Below are 16,416 nucleotides of genomic sequence, written 5' to 3' on the forward strand. Positions count from 1 at the left end.
ATAATATAGATGATAAGTAAAGTTGAATACATGATACTATTTTTAAAAGAAAGGCTGTAAAGGTCATTGGTGTTTTGTAACTATGTTGATGGAGCGGAAGGGGAATTTTAAATATGGACCAATATTTGGGGGTATTTATAAAAGTTGTTGAAAAAGAGAACTTTTCGAAAGCGGCAGAAGAGCTTCACATGACCCAGCCGGCAGTCAGCCAATATATTCGGGCATTAGAGGAATCCGTTGGAACAAGATTGTTGGAACGAAATAATAAGTATGTTCGGTTAAATAAGGCGGGTGAGATTGTCTACCATCATGCGAAAGAAATATTGGCACTCTATACCAAGATGCAGTATTTAGTCGATGATTTAACCAATAACACGAGCGGACCGATCGCCATTGGTGCGAGCTACACATTTGGCGAATATATACTACCGCATATTGTTGCTAGGCTTCAGGAGCAATATCCACTCATCAGCCCATCCATCAAGATTTATAATACAAAGGAAATCATTGAACTGGTGAATACCCATCAATTAGATATCGGAATTATTGAAGGCTTTCTGAAGGATGATAGTCAAAATTCAGAGGTGGTTTCTGAAGATAAAATGGTCATCGTGGCTTCATCGCGTCATCACTATTTAAAAAGGCAAGGCGAGATCAGCCTTGCAGAATTAGCGGAGGAAACATGGATTCTAAGGGAAGAGGGCTCAGGTACGAGGGAGGCTGCCGAAAATCTATTTCGAATGAATCGGTTTACACCGAAAAGGATCATGGAATTTGGGAGCACGCAGTTGATAAAGGAGTCGGTGGAGGCAGGGCTTGGAATTTCGCTGTTATCCCGCTGGGCTATTGTAAAAGAACTGACCCATGGCTACGTAGGGATCATTCAAGTGAAGGGACTGCCTTTTAAACGGAACTTTTCCATCCTGACCCATTCAGCCTTCCAAACCAAAGCATTAAAAACATTCATCGAAACACTGCGAGAACACCTAGCCAAAGCTGAACAAGAAAAACTATTCTAATGAACCGGGTGTCCGCCCCTGGTGGACAAGTGTACACGAGTGGTGCCTGACACCATTACTGTACCACCATTACTGTACCACCATTACTGACACCATTATTTTTATTCCCACTGTGCCTATTGGCGTAAGGTGAGTCATATGATTAGAAGAACGATTTATGCTTGTTTTGTTATCCAAGAATTGAGGAGAGGTGAGGTTCTATGCCGATTGATTGGAATGAGGAGGACCGGGTGTTTCATTTACACAATAGCAAGATTAGTTATTTGCTTCAGATTGTCCATGGGAAGTATCCTGCTCATTTGTATTGGGGCAAACGGGTGATGACGCTGCAGCCAGGTTCGATTCTCTCCTTTAAGGGCAGGGCGTTTTCACCGACAACGGAACCAAACGATAAAAACTTTTCACTTGATACGCTGCCGCAGGAGTATCCCGCGTTTGGAAACGGGGATTTCAGGACGCCAGCTTATCAGATCCGTGCTCCCGATGGGTCAACCATTACGGAATTTGTTTATGATTCCCATGAAATATTTCAAGGCAAACGCCCTCTCGAAGGATTGCCTTCAGCCTATGTCGAAGATGATACTGAGGCAGACAGCTTGGTGATAACAATGGTAGACTCCATGCTGGGGGTTGGGATGAATCTACACTATACAATCTACCGTGAACTTGATGTGATTACCAGATCCGTTTCCTTTGAGCACCTTGGCTGCCAGGCTGTTGAAATATATAAGTGTATGAGTATGTCGGTCGACTTTCATCAGTCAGATTGGGATTGGCTTCATCTTCATGGAACCTGGGGGCGCGAGCGTCACATCGAAAGACAGCCGCTACACCACGGAATTCAAACAATTTCATCAGCCCGTGGCTCAAGCAGTCATCAGCATAACCCTTTTATTGCGCTGCTTTCAAAAGATGCCAACGAAGAGTATGGCGGTGTTTTCGGTTGTACCCTAATGTACAGTGGGAATTTTCAAGCTTCGATTGAGGTAGACCCCTTTCAAACTTCTAGACTTAGCGTCGGCATAAACCCGTTTGATTTTACATGGCTGCTGAAGCCGGGGGAAACGTTTCAAACTCCTGAGGCTTTAATGGTTTATTCCGCCGATGGACTTGGCGGAATGTCGAGAACCTATCATAAATTGCTTCGCACGAGAGTGTGCCGTGGTGTATATCGGGACAAAACGCGGCCGATTCTCATCAATAACTGGGAAGCTACCTATTTTAATTTTAATGAAAAAAAACTTAAAAGTATTGCTGATGCTGGGAAAGAACTGGGGGTTGAGCTGTTTGTTTTAGATGATGGCTGGTTTGGGCAGCGTGATAATGACAAAAGCTCGTTGGGTGATTGGTATGAGAATAAGAAAAAATTACCGAATGGTTTAAAGGGGTTGGCTGATTATCTCCACACAAAGGGGATGCAATTTGGTTTATGGGTTGAGCCGGAAATGGTTTCACCTGACAGCGATTTGTATCGGAGGCATCCTGATTGGTGTCTTCATGTGCCAGGGCGGAATCGGACACTGTCTAGAAATCAATTAGTCTTGGATTTAAGCCGAGATGAAGTATGTGATTATTTAATCGAAACACTGACCCGCGTTTTTCGCAGTGCTCCAATCTCCTATGTAAAGTGGGATATGAACCGGAATATGACCGAAGTTGGTTCAGCGGCACTTCCTCCAGAAAGGCAAAAGGAAACGGCCCACCGCTATATGCTTGGTTTGTATCGAATTCTGGAAAAATTAACGGCCCGCTTTCCGGGGATTTTATTTGAAAGCTGCTCTGGCGGAGGCGGCCGCTTTGACCCAGGCATGCTTTATTACATGCCGCAAACATGGACAAGTGATGATACGGATGCGGTCGAACGATTGAAGATTCAATACGGAACAAGCATTGTCTATCCAGCCATTACGATGGGGGCCAATGTATCCGATGTGCCGAATCATCAGGTAGGAAGAACAACACCGCTTTTAATGAGATGCCATGTGGCAATGGCTGCCAATTTGGGATTTGAATTAAATATCGACAAACTTAGCAGTGATGATAAGAAAGTCATCATGACGGAAATTAACGAATATCATCAGATTAAGGACCTCGTCGGTTTTGGTGACCAATTCAGGCTGTTAAGTCCCTTTGATGGAATGGATACAGCGTGGATGTATGTTGCACCTAATCAGGAACATGCGGTTGTTTTTTACTATAAAATACTGGCGACACCGAATCCTCCTTTTTTTCGGTTAAAATTGCGAGGGTTAAATCCGCTGGAGAAATACAAAGTGAACAAGGGTAAAAAGAGGTATTTCGGTGATGAGCTGATGCAAATGGGGTTAACACTGCCGTTAATTAAAAAGGACTATACCTCTGCTATTTTTCAGATTGAAGCAGTCAAAAAGTAACTTAATAATAAATACAAGCTTATACTGTTAATAAAAGGGAGAGCTCTTCGATGGAAAAATACATTTTATCCTTAGACCAAGGGACCACAAGTTCACGTGCGATTCTATTTAATAAAGAAGGAAAGATTGTACAAGCAGCACAACAGGAGTTTCAACAATTTTTCCCAAAGCCAGGTTGGGTAGAGCATAATGCCAATGAAATTTGGGGCTCAATCCTAGCGGTCATGGCTTCCTGTTTAGCTGAGGCTAATGTAAAGCCAGAGCAAGTGGCCGGAATAGGAATTACCAACCAGCGGGAAACAGCCGTTGTTTGGGATAAAGAAACAGGGAATCCTGTTTATCATGCGATTGTTTGGCAATCCCGGCAAACCGCAGATATTTGTGAAGAATTAAAAGCAAAAGGTTATGACCAATTATTTAGAGATAAAACAGGCCTTTTAATTGATGCCTATTTCTCTGGAACAAAAGTAAAATGGATTCTAGATCATGTGGAAGGCGCAAGAGAAAAGGCGGAGCGTGGAGAACTGCTATTTGGTACGATTGATACATGGCTGATTTGGAAACTGTCTGGCGGAAAAGCCCATGTAACAGACTACTCCAATGCATCAAGAACATTGATGTACAATATTCATGAACTTAAATGGGATGAAGAATTATTGGATATTCTTTCTGTTCCTGCTTCGATGCTTCCTGAGGTTCGCCCATCTTCTGAAGTTTACAGCGAAACCGTTGATTACCATTTCTTTGGCTGTAATGTTCCAATTGCAGGAGTTGCAGGTGACCAGCAAGCTGCATTATTCGGTCAAGCATGCTATGAAAAAGGAATGGCAAAAAATACGTATGGAACTGGCTGCTTTATGCTGATGAATACCGGCGAACAAGCAGTAAAATCCGAGCACGGTTTATTAACAACGATTGCTTGGGGGATTAATGGAAAAGTAGAGTATGCGTTAGAAGGAAGTATCTTTGTTGCAGGGTCTGCCATTCAATGGCTTCGTGATGGGCTTCGTATGTTTAGAAATGCGGAGGAGAGCGAGAAATACGCAGGTAGTGTAACTTCTACAGATGGTGTTTATGTCGTTCCAGCATTTGTTGGGCTAGGAACACCATATTGGGATAGTGATGTACGTGGTTCGGTCTTTGGCTTAACTCGTGGTACAACGAAAGAACATTTTGTACGCGCCACACTAGAATCGCTTGCCTACCAAACGAAAGATGTTTTGACATCGATGGAAGCAGATTCAGGTATTTCATTGAAAGCTTTACGTGTGGATGGCGGCGCTGTTGCGAATAACTTCTTAATGAAATTTCAAAGTGATATGTTAAATGTTCCAGTGGAACGTCCGGAAATAAAAGAAACGACAGCATTGGGGGCTGCCTATTTAGCAGGATTAGCTGTGGGTTATTGGGAGAGCCAGGAAGAAATCGCTGCGCAATGGAATATGGATCATGCCTTTACACCGGATATGGTTGAAGAGGATAGAGATAATCTATATACGGGGTGGAAAAAGGCAGTAAACGCAGCTAGGGCTTTTAAATAACGTTTATTCATGATACACTACATTTAAGTTAATAATTGACAGGTGAAACCAGTGAGGCTAAACAAAGCGATGGATTTATTATCATTGTATTTGTGTGGTCTCTTTTTTTATCCTATTTGGAGGTATTCATAGTGGAAATTTATAAATTTTCAAGTTCAAATAGAGAAACGTTTCTACAGGAAATGGCTTCAGCACAATTGGATGTGCTTGTCATCGGCGGCGGAATAACAGGCGCTGGGATTGCGTTAGATGCTGTAACAAGGGGTTTGAAAACGGCCTTAGTCGAAATGCAGGATTTTGCTGCCGGTACATCAAGCCGGTCGACGAAACTGGTTCACGGCGGCCTTAGGTATTTAAAACAATTCAAGGTGAAAATGGTTGCAGAAGTAGGGAAGGAAAGGAAGATTGTCTATGAAAATGGTCCCCATGTAACCAGCCCAGAATGGATGCTCCTGCCTATGCATAAAGGCGGAACGTTTGGAAAGTTCGGCACTTCTATCGGCCTGCGCATCTATGACTTTTTAGCGGGTGTAAAAAAAGCGGAAAGAAGAACGATGCTCTCACCGGATGAAACCCTTCAGAAAGAGCCGCTCATTAAAAAGGATGGATTAACAGGCGGCGGGTATTACGTAGAATATCGCACCGATGATGCCAGGTTAACAATCGAAGTAATAAAGGAGGCAGTTGCACATGGTGTCAAAGCGGTAAACTATACGAAAGTGATTGATCTTCTTTATCGAGACGGAAAAGTGATTGGTGCAAAAGTTGAGGATTTATTAAATGGTACGATTACTGATATTTACGCGAAAAAAGTCATTAATGCGACGGGCCCTTGGGTGGATTCGCTCCGTGGCAAAGATCATTCGTTGTCAGGGAAAAAACTTCGGCTCACAAAAGGGGTCCATTTGGTAATAAATCAATCGAGATTTTCTCTAAGGCAGGCGGTGTACTTTGATACACCGGATGGCCGTATGGTATTTGCGATTCCAAGAGATGGGAAAACCTATGTGGGAACAACAGACACGTATTATGGCAACAATCCAATTCATCCGAAAATGACAGTGGAAGACCGGGCTTATATTATTCAAGCGATTAATTATATGTTTCCGAGGGCCTCTATTAAGGTAGAAGATGTTGAATCAAGCTGGGCAGGGGTAAGACCGCTTATTTATGAAGAAGGCAAGGATCCTTCTGAAATTTCCCGAAAGGATGAAATCTGGGCATCCGATTCTGGGCTGATTACGATTGCAGGCGGGAAGCTGACCGGGTATAGAAAAATGGCAGAAACTGTGGTCGACTTAGTTGTGAATCTCCTTCGGAACGAAAAGGCCCGCAATTTTCAAGCTTGTCAAACGAAGCATTTACCTATTTCGGGAGGACATTTTCATGGATCCGCCAATTTTGTTTCATACATTGAGGAAAAGGAAAAAGAGGGCGAGTTATGTGGATTAACGCTGGGGCAATACCAAAGGCTAGTACATCGCTATGGTTCCAATATTGAACGTATTTTTGAAATTGCCAAGACGTTTGACAGAAGTAACAAATACGGCTTGCCGCTTGAGGTGTATGTTCAAATTATTTATGGATTAGAGGAAGAAATGATTGTAAAACCAGTGGACTTTTTTATCCGCCGAACCGGGGCGTTATTTTTCAATATTCACTGGGTTCATGAGTGGAAACAGGCCGTCATGGAGTTGATGGAAGATGTTCTTGGATGGACATCGGAAGAGAAGCGCATCTATCAGGAAGAATTAGAAAGAGAGCTTAGGGATGCTGTTCATCCGAATGGAACGATATCGGAGTAATTAAGCAATCCAGGTCATAAAATATTTTAATTTCAAAACCTCCTGAAAATCAGGGGGTTTTTTGAATACTGTTTTTTCTATTACGAAGGCTAAATATGTATACTGGACAAGATATATGAAGTTCTCGCCTGGCATATGTATAAAATATCAAACGTTTGATTGATTGAGGATGTTGAAAATTCAGAATAATTATAAATCCGACTTGACTCATAGGAATATGTGTATTAAAATTTCATTAAATTAACTAGGGAGGAAAACAATGAATACCATTCTTATCATCGTCAATGTTGCTGTTTTACTATTACTCATTTTTGGTTTGTTTATGATGCAGAAAAAGCATGTTTCCTTTTCAAAGCGTGTGTTCACTGCATTGGGTTTAGGTATTATTTTTGGTTTTATTATTCATTTAATCTACGGTACAACACATGAAGTAACAATAGGTTCCATCGACTGGTTTAGTATTGTCGGTAACGGGTATGTAAAATTATTGCAGATGGTTGTGATGCCGCTTGTATTTATTTCAATTGTTGGGGCCTTTACAAAATTAAAGCTGACTAAAAATATTGGGAAAATTAGTTTTCTCGTTATCGGTATTCTGCTTGCGACGACGGCCATATCTGCGGCAATTGGTATTGGTTCGGCCTTAGGCTTCGGTCTTGACGGCATCCATCTAAATGCCGGTGATGCGGAAAAAGCAAGGAATGCCCTTTTAGAGGAAAAAGTGGTCGGGGTTCAAAATATGACAATCCCGCAACAAATCATCGAATTAGTTCCAAGTAACCCGTTTCAAGATTTAACAGGGGCACGCCCCACTTCAACAATTGCCGTTGTTATTTTTGCGGCCTTTATCGGTATTGCTTACCTTGGGGTCAGACGTAAGGACCCACAGCATGGAGAATTTTTTGCGAAGATTATTGACACTCTTTACGCGGTTATCATGAGGGTTGTCACGCTGATTCTTCGTCTTACGCCATATGGAATTCTTGCCATCATTACAAAGGTAACTGCGACAAGTGATTACCAAGCGATTGCGAAATTAGGGAAGTTTGTTATTGCTTCCTATGTGGCGCTCATTCTTATGTTCATTGTACATTTACTATTAATATCTTTTGCAAAATTAAGCCCTGTAAATTATGTGAAAAAGGCCTTGCCAACGTTAACCTTTGCGTTTACCTCACGGACAAGTGCGGGAACATTGCCAATGACAATCAAAACACAAACAAAAGACTTTGGAGTATCAGAAGGGATTGCCAACTTTGCCGGCTCCTTTGGACTTTCGATTGGTCAAAATGGATGTGCAGGGATTTATCCGGCGATGTTAGCCGTAATGGTTGCACCAGCTGCGGGCATTGATCCAACAAGCCCGACCTTTATTCTCACGCTTATTCTAGTAGTAGCGATTAGCTCCTTTGGTGTCGCAGGTGTTGGCGGCGGGGCAACTTTTGCAGCCTTAATCGTTTTATCCGTCATGAACCTGCCGATTGCCATTGTTGGTCTGCTCATCTCAGTTGAGCCCCTTATTGACATGGGCCGTACAGCCCTAAACGTCAGCGGTGCCATGACAGCCGGAGTCCTAACAAGCAAAGCAACAGGAGAATTAGAAACCGAAGTATACCAACAACCAAACGTTGTAGAAGCGTAAAAAAGAAAGGTGTCAGGCACCACGAAAAGACATTTGTCCGCTGTGGGCGGACAGACTTGTGGTGCCTGACACCATTTTTACTTAGTGGATTTTGCCTCATCTGATTTTTTGGTACTTTTGCTGACATATGGTTTGGCACTTTTTGCTTTGTTGGCACCTGCTTGCCAGCGATTCCAGCCCTTCTTGCCTGTTCCCCTGCCAGTTCCGCCTTTCCCTTTAGCGTTACTCATATAACCACAACCACTCCATTATTATTGTACGTTCGGCTAACCGTCGTTGGTTAGTTTAACACAAATTTTGTTGATGTGCTCTTAGAAGTTCGTTCATTTCTGGTCGAAAAACCCTAAGGCATATTTAATACCTTCTTCCACCTCAGTTGTTTCATAGCCTGATAAATCCTCATTGGTGATTTCTAACTTGGTCCTTGTTAAGGAATATCCGCTGTCCAAATTAATGTCAAGCATCACATCATACCCATTCGTTGTTTGCGTAATTTCAATAATGTCATAATCGCGAATGGCGGTTCCCGTTTCATATTCTAAGGGCTCAAGCTCTGACATCAAAACACCTCCAAATTTCTTTCCAACAAACATGTCTGAAATAGCTTATACAAAAAGCAGAAGGGATAAACATTTAATTTTTGGATTTTTAGCTGCCATCAAGTACCCATGGGATTTTCACAAATAAAAAGGGTTTTCTAAAAAAGCGCCGAATAATAGTTGAGTATTATATTTCCAAATGAAGGGGTTGAACGGTCAATGGAAATGGAAACATTATATTTGATTGATCAAAAAGCTGGCTTGGGTTTAGAGTTCAGCAAATTGGTTTCGATGATGAATTACACAAGAGTTACGACGATAGATGCGGTGAGAGAATTAACGATGGAGGAGTTAGACTTCCTTTATGATGACCAGGCAAATTCAATCGGAATGCTGTTAGCGCATATGGCTGATGTTGAAAAGGCGTATCAAATTATATCCTTTGAGAGCAGGGATCTAACAGATGAAGAGGTAAATCGGCTGAATCCTGGCTTAGACTTAGGAAGCAGTGCAAGAGAGCAAATTAAAGGGAATACGATTGACTATTACCTGGACCGGTTAACCGAGGTTCGGAACACAACAATCAAAATGTTTAAAACTCTGCCTGATGAATGGTTATTTGAGCAAACTCCTTTCTGGTGGAACCGGCCTGCAAACAATTACTTTAAATGGTTTCATGTATTTGAAGACGAGCTAAGCCATCGCGGGCAAATTCGAATTATCAAAAAAATGATGAGCAAGCGTAACGAGTCTTAAGCGGAAAAAGGATTCCACCGCTGGCAGGTCCCACCACTAAAAGGAATTAAAGCTGATTACATTTTTTAATTAAGGCGGTGATTGTCAATGTGCTTAATATTATTTGCCTATCAAGTTCATCCATCCTACAAGTTCATCGTGGCCGCAAACCGGGATGAATCCTTACAAAGGCCGACCGCCTCGGCTCATTTTTGGGAGGACAGTCCTGACATTCTCGCAGGACGGGATTTAGAAAAGATGGGCACATGGGTGGGGGTTACTTGCACCGGGCGTTTCGCTGCTTTGACTAATTATCGCAACCCAAAGGAAGTAACGGAAGGCAAGCGTTCACGTGGCGAATTGGTGGCGGGTGCCCTGAAATACAAAGGAAATGTTAAAGATTATATGCAAACTCTAACTGTGAACAAGGACCTGTACCCCGGCTATAATCTTTTGGCTGGGGATGAGAATGAACTATATTATTATTCGAATATGGGACAGAAGCTGCAGAGGCTTGAGCCTGGCATATATGGTGTCAGCAATCATTTGTTAAATACCGAATGGCCAAAAGTGCAAAAAGGTAAGGCGGGCTTGACCCAAATCATTAGCGATAAACAGGGGAATCTTGTAGAGGAGCTTTTAATTCTCCTCCAAAATGCAGACGTTGCTCCCGATGAACGCCTCCCGAACACAGGGGTTTCTTTTGAATTGGAAAGGATGCTCTCGCCGCTGTTTATCAAGGGGGAAAATTACGGGACGAGAAGCTCGACTGTTTTATTGATGGCAGATAAAGAAATGCACTACATAGAACGGGTCTATACAAAGGAAAGCTTCAATGATCAACGATTTACAATTGAACTTAAAAACTAATGGTGTCAGGCACCATCCGTTTGTGAATAAGCGAAAAGAGGGCGCCAAATTCAGTGGGGGGCGCCCTTTTCACGTCGTTTACCTTATGAGACATTCCTTAGTACCTTTTTTCTTTTCCAATAGGTATAAAAAATTGCGCTTCCGAGAAGTAAAGCGAGAATAAGATAGAGACTGTACTTGGAAAGATAGGTTTCAACCATAATCCAATTCTCGCCAAGTACTCTTCCAAGTGTAATAAAGGAGAAACACCAGATCATTGCCCCAATATAGGCAAAAAGGGCAAATTTTCTATAGGTGTAGCTGTTAATCCCCGCAAGATAGGCCGTGATGTGCCGTACCCCAGGAACAAAAAAGCCAATAACTAATAGAAAAGGGCCGAATTTCACAAATAACCTTTTTGTTCGATCCACTCTTTCTTCTGTAATATGAAGTTTAGGTCCAAACCTTTTTAAAAAGGGCAGCCCTAATTTGATCCCCAAGAAATAACTGAGTGAAATGCCTCCGCATGCCCCGGCGAATGCTGATAACAGCGAGGGGAGATAAGACATTTTTCCTTGAAAAACATTATAACCTACATAGGTGAGCAGAACCTCATCTGGTATCGGCAGTCCAATAATCCCGCCAACTAAGGCGATAATAATTCCAAAGTATCCGTAATGTTCAATTAGATGATTTAAATACTGCATAATTACACTTCCCTGCAACTTTCTAACTTAACTAAGCGGTAGACTGGACACCGTTTAATGAAACCATTTAAATTTCAATGATGATGGGGAGGATCATTGGTTTTCTTTTGGTGCGGGTAAATAGGTATTGGCCTATGGATTTTTTTATACTTTGTTTCATGACGTTCCATTGGCGAATGTTTTCTTCCTGCAGGCTATCAACTGTTTTTTTGACAAGAAGGTTTACCTCTTTTATAAGATCCTCGGAGTCTTTTACAAACACGAAGCCACGAGTAATGGTATCGGGTCCGGAAATAATCTGCCCCTCGTCCTTACTAAGCGTTAAAACAATGACCAGCATTCCATCTTCTGATAGCTGCTTGCGGTCACGCAGCACAATGGCTCCGACATCACCAACACTGATTCCATCTACATACGTTTCCCCTGATGGCACTTTCCGAGTCTGACGGGCAACGGAGTTTTCAATATCAACCACATCACCGTTTTTAATAATAAACGTATTTCCAGTCTCTACTCCAACGGACTCGGCTAACAAACGGTGATGGTGCAGCATTCGATATTCACCGTGAATCGGTATAAAATAGGTGGGTTTCATTAAGGTAAGCATCAGCTTTAAATCTTCCTGATAGCCGTGCCCAGAAACATGCATTCCGGTTGTACTGCCTGAGCCATAAATGACGTTGGCACCCAGCTGAAATAAGTTGTCAATGATACGGGAAACGTCCTTCTCATTTCCTGGAATGGGCGATGCCGCTAGGATAACGGTGTCACCCGGATAAATGGCTGCATCCCGGTAGTTGCCGGTAGAGAGGCGGGCAAGGGCAGCATTTGGCTCACCTTGACTTCCTGTACAAAGGATGGCTACCTTACCAGAATCCAAACTCTCCACATCTCGCGGTTCAATCAGCATCCCTTCCGGAACGTTAAGATAGCCGCGTTCCAGCGCAACCGAGACGACATTTACCATGCTTCGACCCAGCAGTGCAAGCTTTCGATTTGTTTTTAAAGCCGAATCGACAACTTGCTGAACACGACTCACATTCGAAGCAAACGTCGAGACAATCACTTTCCCCTCCGCCTTCATAAATGCCTCATCCAAATGACCGCCTACCATTTGTTCTGATGGCGTCAGCCCCTTGCGTTCAGCATTGGTACTTTCAGATATTAAAGCCAAGACACCATTTTGCCCGATATCGGCCATTTTATGAATATCCGCATATTGGTGATTCGCGGGGGTTAAATCAAATTTGAAGTCGCCGGTATGGACGACGTTCCCTTCGGGTGTATGAAAAACAATACCGAGACAATCAGGAATACTATGGCTGACTTTGAAAAAAGAAGCACCGATTTCCCCAAACTCAAGCTTCGAATCTGCGTCAATCGTAACAAGCTTTGTATCCCTTTTCAGACGATGCTCATCTAATTTTAATTCAATTAAACCTAAAGTAAAATGGGTCGCATAAATGGGTACATTTAATTTTTTCAAAAAGTAAGGAATACCGCCGATATGATCTTCGTGTCCATGTGTCACCACTAAAGCTCGGATTTTGTCCCTATTTTCTTCTAAGTAGGTAATATCAGGGATAATCAAATCAATTCCTAATAAACTTTCATCAGGAAACTTCCCTCCGCAGTCGATAATCACGATATCGTCGCCATATTGGATCACATACATATTTTTACCGATTTCATTTATGCCGCCCAGGGCGAAAATGGATAATGCATTTTTATTAATTCCCAATTTTAAATCCTCCCAATTTCAACTAAATTATTAGAAGTATTCCCAATTGGAAGCTGTTTATTTAAGATTACAAACAGTGTCAGCACTATCCATAGGTTATAGAAAATAAATGAAAAAAAACCCTTGTTTCGCAAGGGTTTTTCGTCTGGATAACATGGAGGCCAATCGTTATAAATCGCCACTCTGGAAGTCTTGCACGTTAAATGCAATGGATAATTGTTAATTAAATGGAAAGGTTATGCGGTATTTATCGATTTTTCTATACAATGTTCTTACGCTGACACCCAATTCGTCTGCAACTTGCTTTTTTCCATCATGATCATAACCATATCGATTGAGTTTTTGAATGATGAGTTCTTTTTCTGCTTCTTTTAATACCCCATGCTCTTTAAGAGAGTTGGAGGGCATAGTCCCCGGTTCCCTAACCAAAAAATTGGGTAGTGATGATTCTGTTAATTGGGTGCTTTTTTCCATGTTCATGCTGTACTCAATGACATTCTCCAACTCACGGATATTCCCTGGCCAATGATAATCCTTTAATTTCTTTAAAAATCCTTTACTATACGTTTGATTGAACTTGCCAGTACGTATTTGTAATTTGTCTAATAAAAATGGGAGTAACTCCTCGATATCCTCTTTTCTTTCCCTTAATGGTGCTAAGCGGAGTTGAATGACGTTTAGCCTGTAATAGAGGTCTGAACGGAACTGTTTTAATTCCATTAATTTTTCCAAAGATTGATTGGCGGCTGAAATAATTCGGACATTCACCTTTTTGGGGCTTGTTCCCCCAATTCTTTGTACTAAACCGTCCTGCAATACCTTTAGAAGCTTTGGCTGAAGATGTAGAGGAAGATCAGCAATCTCATCCAAAAAGAGTGTTCCTCTATCTGCCATCTCGAAGTATCCTGGTTTCCCTTTTTTTCTTGCGCCAGTAAATGCTCCTTCTTCGTATCCAAATAATTCACTTTCAAACAAGGATTCTGGAATACTGGCACAATTTATTTCGACAAATTCTCCCTTTTGAATCATGCTTTGTTCATGAATGAGCTTGGCTAGTAAGCTTTTCCCTGTTCCAGTTTCTCCAGTAATAACGATGGAGGAAGTGCTGTTTTTTATATTTTTAATAAGCTCTCTTATATTTTGCATTGCCGGACTGTTCCCAAGGATATAGTCGGTTTTTTCAAATTTTTTCTTATTTCTTGGGATTCCGCCTGTTTCGTGAAGGATACTCGTAATGATATCTGTTAATTTAGATATCCAGTAATTATATTCTTTTTTACGGGCAATCAATTTTTCTTGACCGTCTTGGGTAAAACTAACAAAAGAAAGGTATCCATAATTGGTGCCGTTTACCATTATGTTTTGCACGATTTCAGCCGTTGACGGACATTTATTTTGGAAATGACAGCCTTGACACATATGCATATGACCTGGCTTATGGACAAATTTAACAGGGTGTTCATATAGTAGTTTTTGAAAAAATGCATAATGAACACGATTTCCTTTCTTATTTCTATACTCTTCTGTTGTAGCAGTCAAACCCCCCTCACTATTGAAAAAAGCAATTTCTATCTGTAAAAACTCGGCAAATGTATGAATAACCTTGGTGATAGAAGTTATTGAAGGCAATATATCCCCTCCCAAATTTTTTCACTTTCAGGACCTTTCGTTCACTAAAAGTAAAAAGTATCGGTTGATAGTTACAAGGATGTCATACGTGCCTGAAAAATAGGGACCAACCACTTGGTATCTATTGTACGAAATAATTGGAATAATTGCAAAAGTGTCAATATTTTGTCAGTTGTGTCAATCTTGAATTGGACAATTTAAAAAACTTGTTGATTTTCCAACCTTTTTAAGTTGGCACGTATTTTGCATTGTAGTTTATATAGATAACTTTAAAGGATTTGCTTTATCAAATAGGGAGGTAAGTATGACAAAAAAGGAGCGTCCAAATATACCAACAATAATGCATAAGCAAAATGAAGAAATGTTATTGAGAATTAACGCTGAACCAAGTATGGAATCGGATTCATGCACACAGGGAGAATTCCATTTCATAAGAGAATGGAGCGAATTAGAAGCCCCAACTGACTTTGAATTAAAACCATATTTTGAGGAATCGCTAAAAAATAAAAATAATGTCAGCGTTGATAAGTATACTGACGTCCGTGGAGTTGGTTGCTGGCAGAATAATATACCACCTATTTATGATAAAGGGAATCAAGGACCAGAATTCATAACCTTTTATGCGGAAGAGTTCTATACGGTTCAGGGGCGATTTCAGGAATTTTTTGAATATCAAAGTTTGATAGCTGAGTTATTAGAAATGGATAGTGTAAAAATATCCACATTTGATTGGGGAAAAGCAGCAGCTATATCGATTAGAATGGCTTCCCGTATCACGGGGAGAAAAAAGATTCTTGTAGCAAAAATAGTTTCCCCAGAAAGATTTAAAATTATTCGCTATTATGGCTCTCCAGAATTAGAGTTTGCTTTTATTGACTATGACAAAGATACGGGTCTTCTAGATTTAGAGGATTTAAAGAAAAAAGTATCCAAGGAAACGGCCGCGGTCTATTTTGAAAATCCTGCCTATTTAGGATTTATTGAATCACAGGGCAGTGAAGTTGCAGAAATCATTAAGGAACATGGGGTACTGCTTATTGTTAACGTTGACCCTACCTCTTTAGGCGTACTCGCACCGCCAAGCCACTATGGTGCAGATATTGTTTGTGGAGAAATCCACCCGCTTGGAATGAATGGGAACCAACGTGGTGGTCAAGTGGGATTTATTGCAGTAGGAGACGAAGAGAAATTTTTCAATGAGCTACCCCCGCACTTAGTCAGTACTGTTCCAACAGGATTGCTCAGTCAAAATGAAATGTACGAGATTGGTCAAACCATTATGAAAAATTGTCAATATGCAGTTAGGGAACTGAATAAAATTCCGGGGGTAAAAGGCGCCAGATTCAGCTCACCTTTTGTAAAAAAATTTATTGTTGACTTTAATGGAACAGGTCTATCTGTGGAAACGATTAATGAAAGATTGCTAGAAAAAAGGATCTTCGGTGGCAAGGATCTTTCAATGGAGTTTCCGGAGAATGGTCAATCAGCACTATACTATGTAACAGAAATTCATAGCAGAGATAATATTGACGCTTTAATTGAAGCACTTAGTGAAATTATAAACAACGAAAAAAACAGGAAGAAAGGAGATTTGACACATGAAGGGGTTTCGGATGAGCAGCAAAGTTAATTATTTCTACCAGATATATGGGATTGAACCCCCAGGGAACATGCGGGCACGCGGACCATGAAGCCAAGCTAGGAGGATTTAAGATGGTTAAGAGAAACCGAACATAACATTTAGGACGAAAACCTTTTATCTAAGTCAATTTTTAAAAGCAAAGTTTTATGAGACAAATAACTTTATATGGGGTGA

General features: G+C 41.2%; 13 protein-coding genes. 8 read left to right on the forward strand and 5 right to left on the reverse strand.

The window, feature by feature from the left end; translation table 11 throughout:
* Positions 1 to 113: 113 nt before the first annotated feature.
* The 5 genes from BSO02S_RS15635 to BSO02S_RS15655 all read left to right on the forward strand — a co-directional run bounded on the left by BSO02S_RS15635 (position 114) and on the right by BSO02S_RS15655 (position 8,400).
* The gene (locus BSO02S_RS15635; protein ID WP_066069181.1) at positions 114 to 1,019 is read left to right on the forward strand and encodes a LysR family transcriptional regulator; all 906 of its coding nucleotides are present in this window, start codon (positions 114 to 116) and stop codon (positions 1,017 to 1,019) included.
* A 200-nt stretch (positions 1,020 to 1,219) separates the two neighbouring features.
* Entirely contained in the window at positions 1,220 to 3,412 is a 2,193-nt protein-coding gene (locus BSO02S_RS15640; protein ID WP_066069184.1) for an alpha-galactosidase, read from the forward strand.
* 50 nt (positions 3,413 to 3,462) lie between these two features.
* Positions 3,463 to 4,953, forward strand: coding sequence for a glycerol kinase GlpK (gene glpK / locus BSO02S_RS15645; protein WP_066069187.1), 1,491 nt, complete (start codon positions 3,463 to 3,465; stop codon positions 4,951 to 4,953).
* A 182-nt stretch (positions 4,954 to 5,135) separates the two neighbouring features.
* Complete coding sequence (locus tag BSO02S_RS15650) at positions 5,136 to 6,758, forward strand: glycerol-3-phosphate dehydrogenase/oxidase (RefSeq protein WP_066069322.1); 1,623 nt, start codon at positions 5,136 to 5,138, stop codon at positions 6,756 to 6,758.
* Positions 6,759 to 7,017: 259 nt separating this feature from the next.
* A complete protein-coding gene (locus BSO02S_RS15655) occupies positions 7,018 to 8,400 on the forward strand; it encodes an L-cystine transporter (RefSeq protein WP_066069190.1) in 1,383 nt (460 codons plus the stop codon).
* A gap of 77 nt (positions 8,401 to 8,477) precedes the next feature.
* Here BSO02S_RS15655 and BSO02S_RS26410 read toward each other — a convergent pair whose 3' ends face one another.
* Together BSO02S_RS26410 and BSO02S_RS15660 are read right to left on the reverse strand one after the other, a co-directional pair.
* Complete coding sequence (locus tag BSO02S_RS26410) at positions 8,478 to 8,630, reverse strand: DUF3934 family protein (RefSeq protein ID WP_084375041.1); 153 nt, start codon at positions 8,628 to 8,630, stop codon at positions 8,478 to 8,480.
* Positions 8,631 to 8,723: 93 nt separating this feature from the next.
* Entirely contained in the window at positions 8,724 to 8,960 is a 237-nt protein-coding gene (locus tag BSO02S_RS15660) for a hypothetical protein (protein ID WP_066069193.1), read from the reverse strand.
* Between the two features lie 204 nt (positions 8,961 to 9,164).
* On the opposite strand from BSO02S_RS15660, the gene BSO02S_RS15665 reads away from it, so the two are divergent.
* The gene (locus BSO02S_RS15665) at positions 9,165 to 9,695 is read left to right on the forward strand and encodes a DinB family protein (protein ID WP_066069325.1); all 531 of its coding nucleotides are present in this window, start codon (positions 9,165 to 9,167) and stop codon (positions 9,693 to 9,695) included.
* Positions 9,696 to 9,782: 87 nt separating this feature from the next.
* Complete coding sequence (locus BSO02S_RS15670) at positions 9,783 to 10,544, forward strand: NRDE family protein (protein WP_066069196.1); 762 nt, start codon at positions 9,783 to 9,785, stop codon at positions 10,542 to 10,544.
* Between the two features lie 83 nt (positions 10,545 to 10,627).
* Here the strand turns inward: BSO02S_RS15670 and BSO02S_RS15675 are convergent, their stop codons facing one another.
* From BSO02S_RS15675 to BSO02S_RS15685, 3 genes are all read right to left on the reverse strand, one after another.
* Entirely contained in the window at positions 10,628 to 11,230 is a 603-nt protein-coding gene (locus BSO02S_RS15675; RefSeq protein WP_066069199.1) for a DedA family protein, read from the reverse strand.
* Positions 11,231 to 11,297: 67 nt separating this feature from the next.
* Positions 11,298 to 12,971, reverse strand: coding sequence for a ribonuclease J (locus tag BSO02S_RS15680; RefSeq protein ID WP_066069202.1), 1,674 nt, complete (start codon positions 12,969 to 12,971; stop codon positions 11,298 to 11,300).
* 219 nt (positions 12,972 to 13,190) lie between these two features.
* A complete protein-coding gene (locus BSO02S_RS15685) occupies positions 13,191 to 14,600 on the reverse strand; it encodes a sigma-54 interaction domain-containing protein (RefSeq protein WP_084375042.1) in 1,410 nt (469 codons plus the stop codon).
* A 304-nt stretch (positions 14,601 to 14,904) separates the two neighbouring features.
* Here BSO02S_RS15685 and BSO02S_RS15690 point away from each other — a divergent pair, with 304 nt between their 5' ends.
* Positions 14,905 to 16,230 carry a PLP-dependent aminotransferase family protein gene (locus BSO02S_RS15690; protein WP_084375043.1) on the forward strand — a complete coding sequence of 442 codons (1,326 nt, stop codon included), beginning with the start codon at positions 14,905 to 14,907 and terminating at the stop codon, positions 16,228 to 16,230.
* Positions 16,231 to 16,416 lie beyond the last annotated feature (186 nt).

Origin of the sequence: Neobacillus soli NBRC 102451 (genome assembly GCF_001591665.1) — a bacterium.
Taxonomy (GTDB): Bacteria; Bacillota; Bacilli; order Bacillales; family Cytobacillaceae; genus Neobacillus; species Neobacillus soli.